Annotated in this window: 13 protein-coding genes; 2 read left to right on the top strand and 11 right to left on the bottom strand. The window is 60.5% G+C overall.

Annotation, left to right across the window (positions count from 1 at the left end; translation table 11 throughout):
* The first annotated feature begins 68 nt into the window (after window positions 1-68).
* Window positions 69-1,268 carry an S-methyl-5-thioribose kinase gene (gene mtnK / locus EDF73_RS10305; RefSeq protein ID WP_132728850.1) on the top strand — a complete coding sequence of 400 codons (1,200 nt, stop codon included), beginning with the start codon at window positions 69-71 and terminating at the stop codon, window positions 1,266-1,268.
* Window positions 1,269-1,323: 55 nt separating this feature from the next.
* Here the strand turns inward: mtnK and EDF73_RS10300 are convergent, their stop codons facing one another.
* The 4 genes from EDF73_RS10300 to EDF73_RS10285 are packed head-to-tail and all read right to left on the bottom strand — an operon-like array spanning window position 1,324 to window position 6,162.
* Window positions 1,324-2,568 (bottom strand): LVIVD repeat-containing protein, encoded by a 1,245-nt coding sequence (locus EDF73_RS10300; protein WP_132728848.1) that lies wholly within the window; start codon window positions 2,566-2,568, stop codon window positions 1,324-1,326.
* 9 nt (window positions 2,569-2,577) lie between these two features.
* Entirely contained in the window at window positions 2,578-3,645 is a 1,068-nt protein-coding gene (locus EDF73_RS10295; protein WP_132728846.1) for a sugar ABC transporter substrate-binding protein, read from the bottom strand.
* 19 nt (window positions 3,646-3,664) lie between these two features.
* Complete coding sequence (locus EDF73_RS10290; RefSeq protein WP_132728844.1) at window positions 3,665-4,663, bottom strand: ABC transporter permease; 999 nt, start codon at window positions 4,661-4,663, stop codon at window positions 3,665-3,667.
* On the bottom strand, window positions 4,660-6,162 hold the full coding sequence (locus EDF73_RS10285) for a sugar ABC transporter ATP-binding protein (protein ID WP_132728842.1): 1,503 nt from the start codon (window positions 6,160-6,162) through the stop codon (window positions 4,660-4,662). Before EDF73_RS10285 ends, EDF73_RS10290 begins: the two co-directional genes overlap by 4 nt.
* A 163-nt stretch (window positions 6,163-6,325) precedes the next feature.
* Here EDF73_RS10285 and EDF73_RS10275 point away from each other — a divergent pair, with 163 nt between their 5' ends.
* Window positions 6,326-7,423 carry an oxidoreductase gene (locus EDF73_RS10275; protein ID WP_132728838.1) on the top strand — a complete coding sequence of 366 codons (1,098 nt, stop codon included), beginning with the start codon at window positions 6,326-6,328 and terminating at the stop codon, window positions 7,421-7,423.
* Window positions 7,424-7,515: 92 nt separating this feature from the next.
* On the opposite strand, the gene EDF73_RS10270 is transcribed toward EDF73_RS10275, so the two are convergent.
* The 7 genes from EDF73_RS10270 to entC all read right to left on the bottom strand — a co-directional run bounded on the left by EDF73_RS10270 (window position 7,516) and on the right by entC (window position 14,934).
* A complete protein-coding gene (locus tag EDF73_RS10270) occupies window positions 7,516-7,713 on the bottom strand; it encodes a YbdD/YjiX family protein (RefSeq protein WP_032688939.1) in 198 nt (65 codons plus the stop codon).
* A gap of 49 nt (window positions 7,714-7,762) precedes the next feature.
* Entirely contained in the window at window positions 7,763-9,868 is a 2,106-nt protein-coding gene (cstA, locus tag EDF73_RS10265) for a pyruvate/proton symporter CstA (RefSeq protein WP_132728836.1), read from the bottom strand.
* 236 nt (window positions 9,869-10,104) lie between these two features.
* A complete protein-coding gene (gene entH, locus EDF73_RS10255; RefSeq protein WP_132728833.1) occupies window positions 10,105-10,518 on the bottom strand; it encodes a proofreading thioesterase EntH in 414 nt (137 codons plus the stop codon).
* Window positions 10,519-11,274 (bottom strand): 2,3-dihydro-2,3-dihydroxybenzoate dehydrogenase EntA, encoded by a 756-nt coding sequence (gene entA / locus EDF73_RS10250; RefSeq protein ID WP_132728831.1) that lies wholly within the window; start codon window positions 11,272-11,274, stop codon window positions 10,519-10,521. It lies immediately after the preceding gene.
* Window positions 11,274-12,125: an enterobactin biosynthesis bifunctional isochorismatase/aryl carrier protein EntB gene (entB, locus tag EDF73_RS10245; RefSeq protein ID WP_132728829.1), complete on the bottom strand. Its 852-nt coding sequence runs from the start codon at window positions 12,123-12,125 to the stop codon at window positions 11,274-11,276. The genes entA and entB overlap by 1 nt, the downstream gene beginning before the upstream one ends.
* 13 nt (window positions 12,126-12,138) lie before the next feature.
* Window positions 12,139-13,746 (bottom strand): (2,3-dihydroxybenzoyl)adenylate synthase EntE, encoded by a 1,608-nt coding sequence (gene entE, locus EDF73_RS10240; RefSeq protein WP_132729031.1) that lies wholly within the window; start codon window positions 13,744-13,746, stop codon window positions 12,139-12,141.
* A gap of 9 nt (window positions 13,747-13,755) precedes the next feature.
* A complete protein-coding gene (gene entC / locus EDF73_RS10235; protein WP_132728827.1) occupies window positions 13,756-14,934 on the bottom strand; it encodes an isochorismate synthase EntC in 1,179 nt (392 codons plus the stop codon).
* Window positions 14,935-14,962: the final 28 nt, after the last annotated feature.

Genomic DNA, 14,962 nt, shown 5'->3' with positions numbered 1-14,962 from the left:
GTGTCAGGATGAAATCCAGAAGTATAGACGTCTGAACGGCTTAATCAGAACTTTTGAGGATCGAGGCAATGTCGCAATACCATACCTTCACCCCCGGCGATGCCGTGGCTTACGCACAACAATTTGGCGGCATCGATAATCCGTCGGAACTGGTGTCCGCGCAGGAAGTGGGGGATGGCAACCTCAACCTGGTCTTTAAGATTTTTGATACTCAGGGCGTCAGCCGCATTGTCGTTAAGCAGGCCCTGCCCTACGTCCGCTGCGTGGGCGAATCCTGGCCGCTGACCCTCGATCGCGCCCGTCTTGAGGCGCAAACGCTGGTGGCGCACTATCAGCACTGCCCGCAGCACACGGTGAAAATCCACCATTTCGATCCCGAGCTGGCGGTGATGGTGATGGAAGATCTCTCCGATCATCGCATCTGGCGCGGCGAGCTGATCGCCAACGTTTACTATCCGCAGGCCGCGCGTCAGCTGGGAGAATACCTGGCGCAGGCGCTGTTTCACACCAGCGACTTTTATCTCCACCCGCATGACAAAAAAGCTCAGGTGGCGCAGTTTATTAACCCGGAGATGTGCGAAATCACCGAAGACCTGTTCTTCAACGACCCTTATCAGGTTCACGAGCGCAACAACTACCCGGCCGCACTGGAAGCCGACGTCGCCGCCCTGCGCGACGACGCGCAGCTCAAACTGGCGGTGGCCGCGCTGAAGCAGCGTTTCTTTTCGCATGCCGAAGCGCTGCTGCACGGCGATATTCACAGCGGTTCCATTTTCGTGGCCGAGGGCAGTTTTAAAGCCATCGACGCGGAATTCGGCTATTTCGGCCCGATAGGTTTTGATATCGGCACCGCCATCGGCAACCTGCTGCTGAACTATTGCGGCCTGCCGGGGCATCTGGGCATTCGCGATGCCGCCGCCGCCCGCGAACAGCGTCTGCGCGATATCCAGCAGCTGTGGAGCACCTTCGCCGAGCGCTTCCAGGCGCTGGCGACGGAGAAAACGCGCGATGCGGCGCTGGCTTACCCCGGCTACGCCTCGCTGTTCCTGAAAAAGGTCTGGACCGACGCGATTGGCTTCTGCGGTACCGAGCTGATTCGCCGCAGCGTCGGGCTGTCCCACGTCGCCGATATCGACACGATCCAGGATGACGCGATGCGCCATGAATGCCTGCGTCATGCAATCACGCTCGGCAAAGCGCTGATCGTGATTGCCGAACGTATTGAGAACGTCGACGATCTGATCGCCCGCATTCGTCAGTACAGCTGAGCCCCGTAGGCCATAGCACCCCGGTAGCGCTACGCTTACCGGGGCTCGCGATCCCTTACCCCAGATATTCGATCACCGACAGTCCGCCGTTATAGTCGGTGCTGTAGATGATCCCCTGCGCATCCACGAACACGTCGCACGACTGAATTACCCGCGGGCGACCCGGACGGGTATCCATCATTTTCGCTGGGGCGGCAGGCACCAGCGCGCCGGTCTCCACCGGCCGATAGGGATCAGAAATATCGTAGGCGCGCACGCCCGCATTCTGGTAAGTGGCGAAGATCAGCGTTGAGCTGATAAAGCTGCCGGGACGGTTTTCATGCAGGTTATGCGGGCCAAAGTGCGCCCCTTTCGCCACATAGTCGGTCTCCTGCGGCTGCGGGAACGTCGAGATACTCACCGGGTTGGTCGGCTCGCGGATATCAAACAGCCAGATCAGTTTTTCACCGTCCTGCTGGTTATCGAGTACCGCCTCATCCAGCACCACCAGCAGATTACGCTGCGGCAGCGGCAGCGCCGTATGGGTGCCGCCGCCAAACGGCGGGCTCCAGTTACGGTGACTAATCAGCTTCGGCTGAGTCCTGTCCTTCACGTCGAGCAAGGTCAGGCCGCCGTCACGCCAGCTGCCGTAGGCGGTATCCCCGGCGATAATGGCGTGATGCAGCGCGTAACGTTTCCCCTGCGGCCAGCTCGGCTGCTCCCCCGCCGCCTGATGCATCCCCGGCAGCCACCAGCGCCCGGCGACCTCCGGCTTACGCGGGTCGGCCAGGTCAATGGTCAGGAAGATATAGTCGCTGAACCCGTCAATCAGCGCGGAAACATAGGCCCAGCGGCCGCCGACGTACCAGATGCGATGAATACCGATGCCGTTGAGCGACAGAAAGCTGATTTCCCGCGGCTGTTCGGGACGGGAAATATCAAAAATACGCAGCCCGGCGCTCCAGCCGCGATCCTGGACATCGCTAACCGTTTCGCCGACCGAGCGGGTGTAATAGACCTTCTCATCGGCAAAGCGGGTATCGGCAAACAGGTCGCGGGCGTTGATCACCAACAGTAAATCATCATGGGCCTGCAGATGAACGTTCCAGGTGCCTGCCGGCGCGGCGATGTAGTTCACCGTTTGCGGATGCCGCGGATCGCGCACGTCGACAATCGAAAAGCCCTGCGACACCATATGGCCGATGTAGGCGTAGCCGCGGTGAACCATCAGCTGAACGCCGTCCGGCCGGCCGCCCTGATCGCTATGCCCGATCAGCCGCATATTGCGGCTGTAATCGGGACGCGGAAGTGCCGTCGCCATCGCTGCTCCTTAGCCTTTGTTTTTCGCTTCCAGCGTGGCGAACCACGGCGCGATAAAGTCCTCGGTCTGCCCCCAGCCCGGGATAATTTTCCCCAGGGACGCGACGTTGACCGCCCCCGGCTGCGCCGCCAGCAGCGCTTGCGGAATAGCTGCCGCCTTGAAGTCATAGGTAGCAGGGGTCGGTTCGCCGGCGATTTTATTCGCCACCAGACGGACGTTAGTCGCCCCGATAAGTTTCGGATCCACCGCGACGCTGACCTTCCACGGGCTGCCTGATTCACGCATCAGCTGCAGATCCTGGTTGGAGATATCGATACTGTAGAGTTTAATTTCGGTCCGCCCGTTCTCCTTCAGCGCCTTATAGGCTCCCTGACTGAAGGCATCCCAGGTCCCCCAAATCGCGTCAATTTTGCCTTTCGGATACTTGGCTAAAATCGCCCCGACCTTATTGGCGGTATCGCCCTGCACATCGGAAGAGACGGCGCCAATCGATTCCAGCTCCTTAATCCCCGGGTTTTGCTTGAGCAGCGCCTGATAAGCCACCTGACGGCGTTCCATCGGCGGGAAACCGGCAACCCACAGCTTGATAATATTGGCTTTGCCGTTGAAATCTTTCACCAGCTGGCCAAAGGAGAGATCGGTTAGCGAGGCGTCATCCTGCTGGGACACGGTAACCCCCGGGATCTCGCCGCTGATGGCGGTATCGAACACCGCCACTTTAATCCCGGCATCCACCGCCTTCTTCACCAGCGCGGTGGCATACGGGTCGCGCCCCTGGGAGAGAATAATCCCGTCGTATTTCTGGCTAATCGCCTGGTTAACGAAATCCTGGAATTTGGCATCATCACCGTTGCTGAGGAAGGTGCTCATCTTAAAACCGAGCTTTTTGCCCTCCTGAATCGCGCCGGAGACAAACTGGGTGGTGTTATCGTCAGAGCCGAGGTTACGGATCACCGCAATCCGGATTGGTCCGTTATGTTCGGCGATAGCGGCCGGTACCGGCGCAGGTGTTTCAGCCCAGGCCGCCACGGAATTCAACAGCCCCAGCGCAATAACAGACAGCGTGATTTTTTTCATGTGTATACCCTGTAAATGATTAAGTGCGGCGCTGAAAATAAGTCAGTGCTAACGCGCCAGCCAGCACCAGTCCTTTAATAATGTCCATCGCGTAGTACGGCACCGACAGCATCACCAGACCGTTGGAGAGGACGCCAAGAATCACCGCCCCCACCAGCGTCCCGAGGGCGTTCGGTTTACCTGACCCCGCCAGGGAGAAGCCGATCCACGCCGCCGCCACCGCATCCATCAGATAGCCGCCGCCGGCATTAACCTGTGAAGAGCCGATACGCGAGGCCAGCAAAATCCCGCCCAGCCCGGCCAACAGCGAAGCGATAACGTAGGCCGCCACTTTATAACGGGTGATACGCAGGCCGGAGAGCCGCGCGGCTTCCGGATTGCCGCCGATGGCGTACATCCGTCGCCCGTGGGTGGTGAAAGAGAGCGCCAGCTGCGCGACCAGCGTCACCACCAGCATGACGATAACGATGGTCGGCACCTGCCCCAGCGAGCCAAAGGCTGCCGGAATCGTCCCTTCAGCCATATCGCCGCCCGGCATGACCATGTTCTCGGTAATGGACCCGCCGTAGCTGTAGGTCATAGCCACGCCCTGAATCACAAACAGGCTGGCGAGAGTGGCGAGCATGTCGGGAATACGCAGTACCACGATTAAAAAGGCGTTAAACAGCCCCACCAGCGTACACAGCGCGAGGGTGAGCAGAATCGCTTCCGTGGTGCCGAAGCCGTGCCAGACAAACAGCGAAATCACCAGCGCGTTAGCCAGCGAGGCGGTTGACCCTACCGAGAGGTCGAAACCGCCAATGGTCAGCGAGACGGAGACGCCGATGGCAATCACCGTCACGATGGCGATAGAACGCAAAATGTTGATGATATTGAACGGGTCAAGGAAGTTGTCCGCGGCGAGGCCAAATACGGCGATCAACAGCACCACGGTCAGCAACATGCCCCATTTATAAAGAAAATCAAAAAATCGCTGACGGCCCGATGCCGTCGCGTTCACTGCCAGGGCCTTGCTCACGCTGCTGCTCCTCCGGTGGAGTAATAAAGTAGAGTCTCTTCCCGGGCCTCAGCGCCCGGAATTTCTGCCACAATGCGGCCATCCCACAATACACAAATACGGTCGCACAACCCCACCAGCTCCGAGAATTCGCCCGAGGCGTAAATCACCCCTTTGCCCTCTCGCGCCAGCCCGTCGATCAGGTTGAACAGGTCGGTTTTTGCTTTTACGTCGACGCCTTTGGTCGGCTCATCGAAAATCAACACGTTGGCGTTGCCGCGCAGCCACTTGCCGATCGCCACCTTCTGCTGGTTGCCGCCGGACAGACGGCGTAGCGTCTGGGCCGGGCCGGTGGTGCGAATGCCGATACGGGCAATCACCTCCTCCGCCCAGCGCCATGCCTGGCGGTGGCCAAACAGGCTCCAGCGCGAAAAGCTATTATCGGCGCTGACCGCCAGGTTCATGCCGATCGGCTCTTCAATAAAAATGCCCTCTTTGCGCCGCTCTTCCGGCACCAGCGCCAGCCCGCGCGTCACCGAGTCCGCCGGGTCGCGAGGCCGCCACGGCTGGCTATTCAGCTCCCCGCGGGTCAGGCGGCTTTTACTGGCGCCGAACAGCGCTTTGCACAGCTCGGTTTTCCCCGCCCCCGCCAGCCCTGCGATCCCCAGGATTTCCCCTTTGCGCAGGCGTAGCGAGATGTCCTGCAGTAGCCCCTCGTCGTGCAGACCTTCCACCTGCAGCAGAATCTCCTCGCCGTGCGGCGGGCGCCGCGCTGGAAAAATGTCGCTCAGCTCGTGGCCGAGCATCTTCTCAACAATCTGCTCGCCGCTGAGATCCGCCATCGGACCGCTTTCAATCAGCCGACCGTCGCGGAGTACCGTCAGGGTGTCGCAAATGGCCTTCAGTTCATGAATACGGTGGGAGATAAACACCACGCCAATCCCCTGCTGCTGCAGACGGCGCACCACCGTGAACAGCCGTTCGCTTTCATGCCGGTCCAACGGCGCGGTGGGTTCATCAAGAATGAGAAAACGACAATGGTGCGACAGCGCGCGGGCCAGCAGAATTTGCTGCTTCTCCGCCAGCGTGCAGCTATCGATGGGACGCCGCACGTCAAGGGCGACGTCCAGCTGGGCCAGCGCCTCGCGCGCCTGTTCGCGCACCCGCCGCCAGCTGAAGCGCTGAGCCGGCTCCGCGAGGCGATCCAGCATAATGTTTTCCGCGATACTTAAGCCCGGCACCAGCGCCACGTCCACCTCCTGCTGCACCAGATGGATCCCCAGCAGCTTAGCATCGCGCGGCGAGCGAATATTCACCGGCTGGTTATTGATAACAATCTCACCTTCATAGTGCGCGTGCGTCCCGCATAGCACCGCCATCAGCGTCGATTTCCCCGCGCCGTTCGCGCCGGTCAGCGCGTGCACCGATCCCCCATGCAGGGTGAACGCCACGTTGCTGAGCGCCCGAAAGCCGGAAAAGGCGAGGTTAATGTTGTTCATCTCAAGGCGATTCACTGCCATCCCCTGCTACCCTTTACGATTAATATTCTGATTTAACGAATTTTTCACAGCTGACCTTGACTGACAACTGCGTAAAAGGCATAAGATAAAACGAAATAATATTAGCCATCTGGATGTCCAGACATAACATCAGGTTAGCGAAACGAGAATAAGGACAGCGTTCATGAGCAACAGCGATATCCGCGTGGTACCCGGCCCCGCCAACTATTTTTCCCATCCCGGCAGCCTGGCGCGCCTGGCGGATTTTTACAGCGCAGAGCAGCTTTCCCGCGCGCTCTGGATTTACGGTGAGCGCGCGATCGCCGGCGCTGAGCCCTTCCTGCCGCCAGCGTTCCACGCCGTCGGTGCCAAAAAGGTGCTATTTAAAGGGCATTGCAGCGAAAGCGACGTGGCGCAGCTGGCGCAGACTGCCGGTGATGACCGCGCGGTGGTCATTGGCGTCGGCGGCGGCGCGCTGCTGGATACCGCCAAAGCCGTGGCCCGGCGCTTAGCTCTGCCGGTGGTGGCAATCCCCACCATCGCTGCGACCTGCGCCGCCTGGACCCCGCTGTCGGTGTGGTACAACGACGCCGGGCAGGCGCTGCATTTTGAAATCTTCGACGACGCCAACTTCCTGGTGCTGGTAGAGCCGCACATCATCCTCCACGCCCCGGCGGAGTATCTGCTGGCGGGGATCGGCGATACGCTGGCGAAATGGTACGAAGCGGTCGTGCTGGCGCCGCAGCCGGAAACGCTGCCGCTGACCGTACGGCTGGGGATTAACGGCGCGCTGGCGATTCGCGATGTGCTGCTGGAAAGCAGCGAAACGGCGCTGGCCGATCGGCAGCGCGGTGAACTGACCCAGGCGCTTCGCGACGTAATCGACGCTATTATCGCCGGCGGCGGGATGGTGGGCGGTTTAGGCGAGCGCTATACCCGCGTCGCCGCCGCGCACGCGGTACATAACGGCCTGACGGTGCTGCCGCAGACCGACAAATTTTTGCACGGCACCAAGGTGGCCTACGGCATTCTGGTGCAGAGCGCTCTGCTCGGCCAGGACGATGTTTTAGCCCAGCTGGTGAGCGCCTGGCAGCGCTTTAACCTGCCCACCACGCTGGCGGAGCTCGACGTGGATATCCACAACCCGGTCGAACTGGATAAGGTTATCGCCCATACTCTGCGTCCGGGGGAGTCGATCCACTTCCTGCCGGTCGAGCTGACCCCGCAGACCCTGAAGGCGGCCTTTGAGAAAGTGGAAAACGTCCGTCGGCAGGTGCATTAACGGCTAAAAAAACGCGGAAACGGCCAGCGGGCCGCCGCGCCGGCTCAGGCGAGAGCCGGAGGGACGGGGGAGTGAAGGACTGAGGGAACGGTTTAACAGCACTTTGCGCCGCCTTTACCGCCATAGCGCGCGTCCTGACGCTCGCGGAAAAATTCTTCATAGGTCATCGGCGTCTGCTCGGGATGCGTCTGGCGAATATGCTCGACGTAGTTATCGTAATCGGGCACGCCAATCATCATTTTTGCCGCCTGGCCCAGATACTTCCCGGCTTTGGAAAGGGTATCAAACATGTTGGCCTCTCAGAACAGCCCCTTTCCGCAGGCAGAAAGGGGCTAAGTGTTAATGTGCGCGCTTCACCTGGGTCACCAGCTGCTCAGCATTGGCAGGAAGCGGCTCGTACGGCGTCTCTTTTGACGTAGGTTGCTCCTCTTTCAACGCCGCCAGCGCGGTTTTGATTGAGAACAGCGCCAGTACCACCACCACCACCATAAAGAAGATGGTTAATCCCGCATCCAGTCGGTTGTTAAAGACCAGCTGCGCCAGCTGTGATTCGGTGTACTGGCCAGGAATATTGCCGCTATCGATCATCGCCTGGAACTGATTGGCAATCGCCAGGAAACCCACCTTCGTATCCGGGCTGAACGACTTCTGCCACCCGGCGGTCAGGGTACAAATCAGCAGCCAGGCCGTCGGCAACAGGGCGACCCACGCATAGCGCTCGCGTTTCATTTTAAACAGTACCACCGCGCAGAGCATCAATGCCATACCGGCCAGCATCTGGTTGGCGATACCAAACAGCGGCCACAGCGTGTTAATCCCGCCGAGCGGATCGACCACCCCTTGATGCAGGAAGTACCCCCAGGCCAGTACGCACAGCGCGGTGGCCAGCAGGTTCGCCGGCAGCGAGTTGGTTCGCTTCAGCCCCGGACTCACCACCCCCAGCAGATCCTGCAGCATAAAGCGCGCCGCACGGGTGCCCGCATCCACCGCCGTCAGAATAAACAGCGCTTCAAACAGAATGGCGAAGTGATACCAGAAGGCGACATCCATCAGCCCCCCCAGCGAACCGTGCAGGATATAGGCCATCCCGACCGCCAGCGTTGGCGCCCCGCCCGCCCGGGAGATAATCGACTGCTCGCCCACTTCGCTGGCTATCTGGCGCAGCGTTTCCGGGGTGATGCTAAAGCCCCAGCTGCTCACCACCTGCGCGGCGGAAGCGACGACATCGGTGGCGCCCGCCGGCACGAGGACCGCCATCGGGCTGTTCATGGCAAAGTAAACGCCCGGGTCGATAACGCAGGCCGCCACCAGCGCCATAATGGCGACGAAAGACTCCATCAGCATACCGCCATAGCCGATAAAGCAGGCCTGGCCTTCGTTCGCCAGCATCTTCGGCGTGGTGCCGGAGGCGATCAGCGCATGGAAACCGGAGACCGCGCCACAGGCGATGGTAATAAACAGGAACGGGAACAGGCTGCCGGACCATACCGGGCCGCTGCCATCAATAAATTTCGTCAACGCCGGCATGGTCAACGTCGGGCGCATAATCAGGATGCCGATCGCCAGGCCGACGATGGTGCCGATTTTCAGGAAGGTCGACAGGTAATCACGCGGCGCCAGCAGCAGCCATACCGGAAGAACGGCAGCGATGAAGCCATAGCCCACCAGAATCCAGGTCAGCTGTACGCCGGTGTAATCAAACCACGGCGCCCACGTTGGGCTTTCCGCCACCCATCCGCCGGACACAATGGCGAACACCAGCATCACCAGACCGATCACCGACACTTCGCCAATGCGCCCCGGGCGCAGGTAGCGAATGTAGATCCCCATAAAAATGGCCAGCGGAATGGTGAAGGCGACGGTATAGGTCCCCCACGGGCTGTGGGTCAGGGCTTTCACCACGATCATCGCCAGTACCGCGAGGATAATCACCATGATCATAAAACAGGCGACCAGCGCCAGCACGCCGGCGGTCGGCCCCATCTCCTCTTTCACCAGCTCGCCAAGCGAGCGCCCGTCGCGGCGGGTGGAGACAAACAGTACCATAAAGTCCTGCACGGCCCCCGCCAGCACCACCCCGGCGAGGATCCAGATCATCCCCGGCAGGTAGCCCATCTGCGCCGCCAGCACCGGCCCCACCAGCGGCCCCGCGCCGGCAATGGCCGCAAAATGGTGACCGAACAGCACTTTCTTATCCGTCGGGACATAATCGAGCCCGTCGTTATGCCGCACGGCGGGCGTCATCCGCGTCGGGTCAACCGCCAGTACATTGTTGGCGATGTAGAGTCCATAGAAACGATAGGCGATCAGATAAATACAGACTGCCGCCACGACAATCCATAGCGCATTAATCTGCTCACCCCGGTTTAAGGCGATGTAGCCGAGGGCAAAGGCTCCGACAACGGAGAGCAATGTCCAGATGAGGTATTTCCCTGAATGATTCATCGTTGTGTTCCACAGGTAGGGTAATCAGGATGTTACATTTTGTTTCTAGAACACAACGCCGGGTTTAACAACATTGAAACCGTACAGATGTCGTGCAAAGGCAGGGATTTATCTCACATTGCTAGCGAGATCACTTCTGAGGGGAAAATGGAATGTATCGCCCGCAAGAAAGCGCTACATGATACATCGTCAGTCCCCCCCTCCGGATCGCGGCGTAGGGGGAGCGAGCAGATTATTTAGCCGAGCACCGCGGTGCCCAGGCGGCAGGTGCAGCAGCGACGGCCCCGCTCGTCGAACACCGCAATTTCCCAGCTCTGGCCCTGGCGCCCCAGATGCAGCGGGCGGCACTCGCCGCGTACGCGACCGCTGGAGACCGCCCGATGGTGGGTGGCATTCAGTTCGGTGCCCACCACGCACTGACCCTCTTCGGTCATCAGCCAGCCGGCCATCGACCCAAGCGTCTCCGCCAGCGCCGCGGACGCGCCGCCGTGCAGCAGGCCAAACGGCTGGTGGGTACGGGCATCAACCGGCATTTCCGCTTCCAGCAGCCCCTCTTCCAGCCGGGTGTAGATAATGCCCAGGTGGGCCACCATCGTATTCTCGCTGGTGGCGTTAAGCGCATCCAGCGTCAGCTGACGTTTCCAGACCATTTATGCCCCCAACGTCGAGCCGCCGTCGACCACGATATCCTGCAGCGTAATATGGCTGGCGTGACGGGAGGCGAGGAACAGAATCGTGCTGGCGATCTCCTGCGGACGGGCAATTTTCCCCAGCGGAATACCGAGTTTAAACTGCTCGCCGAAACCACGGATACGCCGCTGCTCGGCATCATCGCTAACCCACAGCGTGCGCTGCATATCGGTATCGGTGGAACCCGGTGAAACCAGATTACAGCGCACTCCGCTTCCCGCCAGCTCCAGGCCAACGGTCAGCGTCAGGCTTTTCAACGCCGCTTTCGATGCGCCATAGGCGCTCATCCCGATGCGTGGCGTATGGGCCGCGTCAGAGGCCACGGTGACAATCGCCCCGCTCTGCTGGCGACGGAACTGAGCCATCGTCTGCTGAAACAGGTTAAACGCCCCGCCTACGTTGACGGCAAAGGTCTGCTGCCAGTCCTGCAGACTCAGCTCATCGGTCGCGCCCATGCGCAGAATGCCCGCCGCGTTAACCAGCACGTCGAGACGCGCCATGCCGTTCAGCAGCCGCCCGCACACCTCAGCCACCCGTTCCGGGTTGGCAATGTCCAGCGTTTCCGTGGCGAACGGGTAGGTCTCCCCGTCAAAGGCGAGATCGAAACCGGTCACCTTCGCGCCGGCCTCAACGAACGCCAGCGCCGTCGCGTAACCAATGCCTTTACCGGCGCCGGTGACCCATACGGTTTGCCCCTGAAAATCCAGCCCGGCCATTATTTCACCTCACGGGACAGCAGCGCCCACCAGGCATCGATCGTCGGCTTTTTCGCCAGCGCCACGAAGTCGATATCGCCGTGCACTTTACGCCAGCGCGCGGCCAGCGCCATCATGCGCACCGAGTCCAGCCCGTAGTCGATCAGATTTTCATCATCCAGCGGCTCGTCGGACTCATCCAGCAGCGGCAGAATCAGCGCCCGCAGCGCCGTTTTGGATGCCGGAAGCGGCAGCAGCTCTTCGGTCATCACCACCCGGCCGGAACGCCCGGCGACATATTTCAGCGCCATCAGGTGCTCCTCACGGCTAAAATCCGCCAGCGCGTCGGCAACGAAGAACGGCTTAATATCGCGCATAAAGGCGTCGGTGGCGGTGGTCATGCAGCCGATATGGGCATAGACGCCGGTGATGATCAGCTGGTCGCGGCCGGTCTCTTTCAGCATCTCTTCCAGCGGCGAACGGTGGAACGCGCTGTAGCGCCACTTCACCAGCACGGTGTCGTGTTCATCCGGCGCCAGGGCGGCAATCACCTGCTGCTGCTCCGGTGAGCGGGTCAGACCCGGTCCCCACATATCATTGAGCAGGGCACGGTCTTCATCGCTTTGCTCTTTCGGCTGCGCGGTGTAAAACACCGGAATGTTATTCTGTTTGCAGAAATCGCGCAGCGCGGCAATGTTCGCCACCACTTTCGCCATCATGGCGCTGTCTTCCCCCCAGAAGTTGAGGAAATATTCCTGCATATCGTGGATCAACAGCGCGGCGCGGGACGGCTCAAAAGCCCAGTTGACTTTGTTCGCCGGGATATCGCTGGCTTCCGGCAGCGCGTAAGCCTGTAATTTAGGGATGGCCATTCTGTCTTCTCCTTCAGCCCGGCTCGCGTGCGGCCAGCCACTGACGTAATTGTTTTTTATCCACTTTACCTACCGGCGTCAGCGGCAGTGCATCAACGCACTCCACGCGATCCGGCAGTTTAAATTCTGCCACGCCCTGTTCGCGCAGGAAGCGGCGGACCGCGACCGCACGCAGCGGCTCTTTCACCACCAGATAAGCGCAGCTCTTCTCGCCCAGCAGGCTGTCCTCCATGCTGACCAGCGCGGCATGGATCACCGCCGGGTGACGCAGCAGCAGGTTTTCCACCTCTTCCGCCGCGATCTTTTCGCCGCCGCGGTTGATCTGATCTTTTTCACGCCCCTGCACGGTGATATAGCCGTCCTCGTCGATCGAGATCAGATCGCCGGAACAGTAAAAACCGTCGGCATCAAACGCTTCTGCGTTGTGCTGCGGGCTTTTGTAGTAGCCGCGGAAGGTGTACGGCCCGCGGGTCATCAGGCGTCCGACTTCTCCACGCGGCAGCGGATTACCATCGGCATCCGCGACCCACACTTCATCATCCGGGCACATCGGACAGCCCTGGGTATTGATGATGCGTTCCGGGCTATCGTTGAGGCGGGTGTAGTTCACCAGCCCTTCCGCCATGCCAAAGACCTGCTGGAGCTGGCAGCCAATCTCCGCCGGAATGCGTGCCGCCAGCGTCGCTGACAGGCGCGCGCCGCCAACCTGCAGCAGCGTCAGCGAACGCAGCTGGCCGTTCCCGGCGCCCTCGCGGATCGCCTGTAACCACAGGCTGACCGCAGGCGGCACCAGCGAAGCCACGTTGATCTGATGTTGTTCAATCAACGGGAAACACAGCGTCGCGCTCGGATCGGCGGCCAGGATCACCCGGCCTCCGGCGAGGAAGACGCCGAGCGAACCCGGTGAGCTCATGGCATAGTTGTGGGCGGCGGGCAGCGCGTTGAGGTAGCGCGTGTCGGCGCTGATAGCGCAAATTTCGTTACTGCGACGGATACTGTAGTCGTAGTCGTTATGGGTGCGAGGGATCAGCTTTGGCGTCCCGGTACTGCCGCCGGAGAGCTGGAAAAAGGCCACTTCATCGGCAGGAGTCGGATTGGCGATAAAGTTATCCGCCTGCTGCTCGATGGCTGCCGCCAGGTCATATTCTCCGCGATCGTTACGCAGCAGCACCACCCGCACCGAGCCATGCTGTTCGACAAAGGCATTAAGGAAACTGTCGTCGGCAAACAGCCCATGATCGCGATCGGCAATCAGCAGCGCGGGTTCAATTTGCGTCGCGTAGGCGTTCAGTTCGCTGCGCTGATGGCTGAACAAGGCATTGACCGGCGCCACCCCAATCCGCAACAGCGCGAAGAAGGTCACGTAAAATTCGGCGACGTTACCCAGCTGCACCAGCGCGGTTTCACCGCGTTTCAGCCCCATACGCTGCAGCGAGGAGGCCAGATTATCCACGAGCTGGTTGAACTGACGATAGCTGTAGTGCCTGTCCCCGTCGATAATGGCGACGGCATCGCTGTCGGCGTGACGGGTAATCAGATTGGTTAACGGCAGATCCTGCCAGTAACCTTTCTCACGGTAGCGGGCGGCAAAACTTTCCGGCCAGCGGTTAAATTCAATCATCATCGCCTCTTAATTCAAGCCGAATACGTTCAGCATGGTAGTCAGTTTGACGCCGGTTTCGCGCCACTCTCCCAGCGGAGAGGAGGCCGGGACAATGCCGGCGCCGGCAAACAGACGCAGCGTACGCTCGTGCAGGCGGGCGCAGCGAATCGTCACCACCCATTCGCCGTTGCCTTCGTCATCGCACCAGCCGACAATGCCGCCGAACAGCTGGCGATCGAACGGCTCCAGCTCGGCAATCAGACGTTTCGCCACCTGGTGCGGGAAGCCGCTCAGAGCCGGCGTCGGGTGGAGCAGGCAGGCCAGCGACATGGCGTTCTCCGGCGCCAGCGCGGTGCCTTCAATCGGCGTCGCCAGATGCCATAGCGTCGGGGTGGTGACCAGCTGCGGGGAGTCCGGCAGCGACAGCTGACGGCAGCGCGGAGTCAGCACCGTTTTCATCGCCTGCGTCACCAGTTCGTGCTCATGGCGATCTTTACCTGAAGCCAGCAGTTTGTTGCCCGCTTCGCGATCCAGCACGTCATCCGGCTGACGGCGGGCGGAACCGGCCAGCGGCAGAGAACTGAAACGCTCGCCCTCTTTACGCAGCAGCAGTTCCGGGCTGGCGCCCAGCAGCACGCCGCCGTCCGAGAGCGGCACATGGAAGTTAAAGCTGGCCGGGTTTTGCGCGATCAGACGTTCAAGCAGCGCGCCGCTGTCCACGCGATCGCGGGTGGTGATATCGATTAAACGCGACAGCACGACCTTGTCCACTTCCGGCGTGGCGGTCAGTTCAGCGGCGCGTTCAACCATCGCCATAAATGCATTCTGCTCAGGAATTTCCTGGCGCTGAACGATATCCATTGGCGGCGTCCGGGAGGAAGCATAGCGTGCCGACTGCTGTTTCCCGGTGCGGGAGAAATTTTGCCAGCTCTCGGGGATAAACAGTTCAGACGGCTGGTTGGTATCAAACGGAATCGCCCCGACCATCACCGGTTTGCGGATCCCGGCAGCCTTCGCTTGCGTAAACGCGGCCGCCATTTGCTGCTGGAATTCCCCGCTCAACAGCGCGCCGTCGGCGGCCGGATGGGAAAAACGGCGAAAGCAGCCTGAAGTACTGAAACTGCGGTACGGCGACATAAAGAAGAAGCTTTCCGCTGCCAGGGTCATATTCTTTTCCTGTATATCCTCGGCCAGTGACGTTTCCATATCATCCTCCAAAAAAACGATAAAGATA

Origin of the sequence: Klebsiella sp. BIGb0138, from assembly GCF_004342285.1 — a bacterium.
In the GTDB taxonomy this organism is placed as follows: Bacteria; Pseudomonadota; Gammaproteobacteria; order Enterobacterales; family Enterobacteriaceae; genus Klebsiella.
Note: the sequence above shows the minus strand (reverse complement) of the source record. Positions and strands in the feature narration are given on the sequence as shown.

Excerpts from the sequence above, each read along its gene's own strand:
- entH (WP_132728833.1), bottom strand. The coding sequence starts at position 10,518 with ATGGTCTGGAAACGTCAGCTGACGCTGGATGCGCTTAACGCCACCAGC.
- mtnK (WP_132728850.1), top strand. The coding sequence starts at position 69 with ATGTCGCAATACCATACCTTCACCCCCGGCGATGCCGTGGCTTACGCA.
- entC (WP_132728827.1), bottom strand. The coding sequence starts at position 14,934 with ATGGAAACGTCACTGGCCGAGGATATACAGGAAAAGAATATGACCCTG.
- entA (WP_132728831.1), bottom strand. The coding sequence starts at position 11,274 with ATGGCCGGGCTGGATTTTCAGGGGCAAACCGTATGGGTCACCGGCGCC.
- entB (WP_132728829.1), bottom strand. The coding sequence starts at position 12,125 with ATGGCCATCCCTAAATTACAGGCTTACGCGCTGCCGGAAGCCAGCGAT.
- EDF73_RS10275 (WP_132728838.1), top strand. The coding sequence starts at position 6,326 with ATGAGCAACAGCGATATCCGCGTGGTACCCGGCCCCGCCAACTATTTT.
- EDF73_RS10270 (WP_032688939.1), bottom strand. The coding sequence starts at position 7,713 with ATGTTTGATACCCTTTCCAAAGCCGGGAAGTATCTGGGCCAGGCGGCA.
- EDF73_RS10285 (WP_132728842.1), bottom strand. The coding sequence starts at position 6,162 with ATGGCAGTGAATCGCCTTGAGATGAACAACATTAACCTCGCCTTTTCC.
- cstA (WP_132728836.1), bottom strand. The coding sequence starts at position 9,868 with ATGAATCATTCAGGGAAATACCTCATCTGGACATTGCTCTCCGTTGTC.
- entE (WP_132729031.1), bottom strand. The coding sequence starts at position 13,746 with ATGATTGAATTTAACCGCTGGCCGGAAAGTTTTGCCGCCCGCTACCGT.
- EDF73_RS10300 (WP_132728848.1), bottom strand. The coding sequence starts at position 2,568 with ATGGCGACGGCACTTCCGCGTCCCGATTACAGCCGCAATATGCGGCTG.
- EDF73_RS10295 (WP_132728846.1), bottom strand. The coding sequence starts at position 3,645 with ATGAAAAAAATCACGCTGTCTGTTATTGCGCTGGGGCTGTTGAATTCC.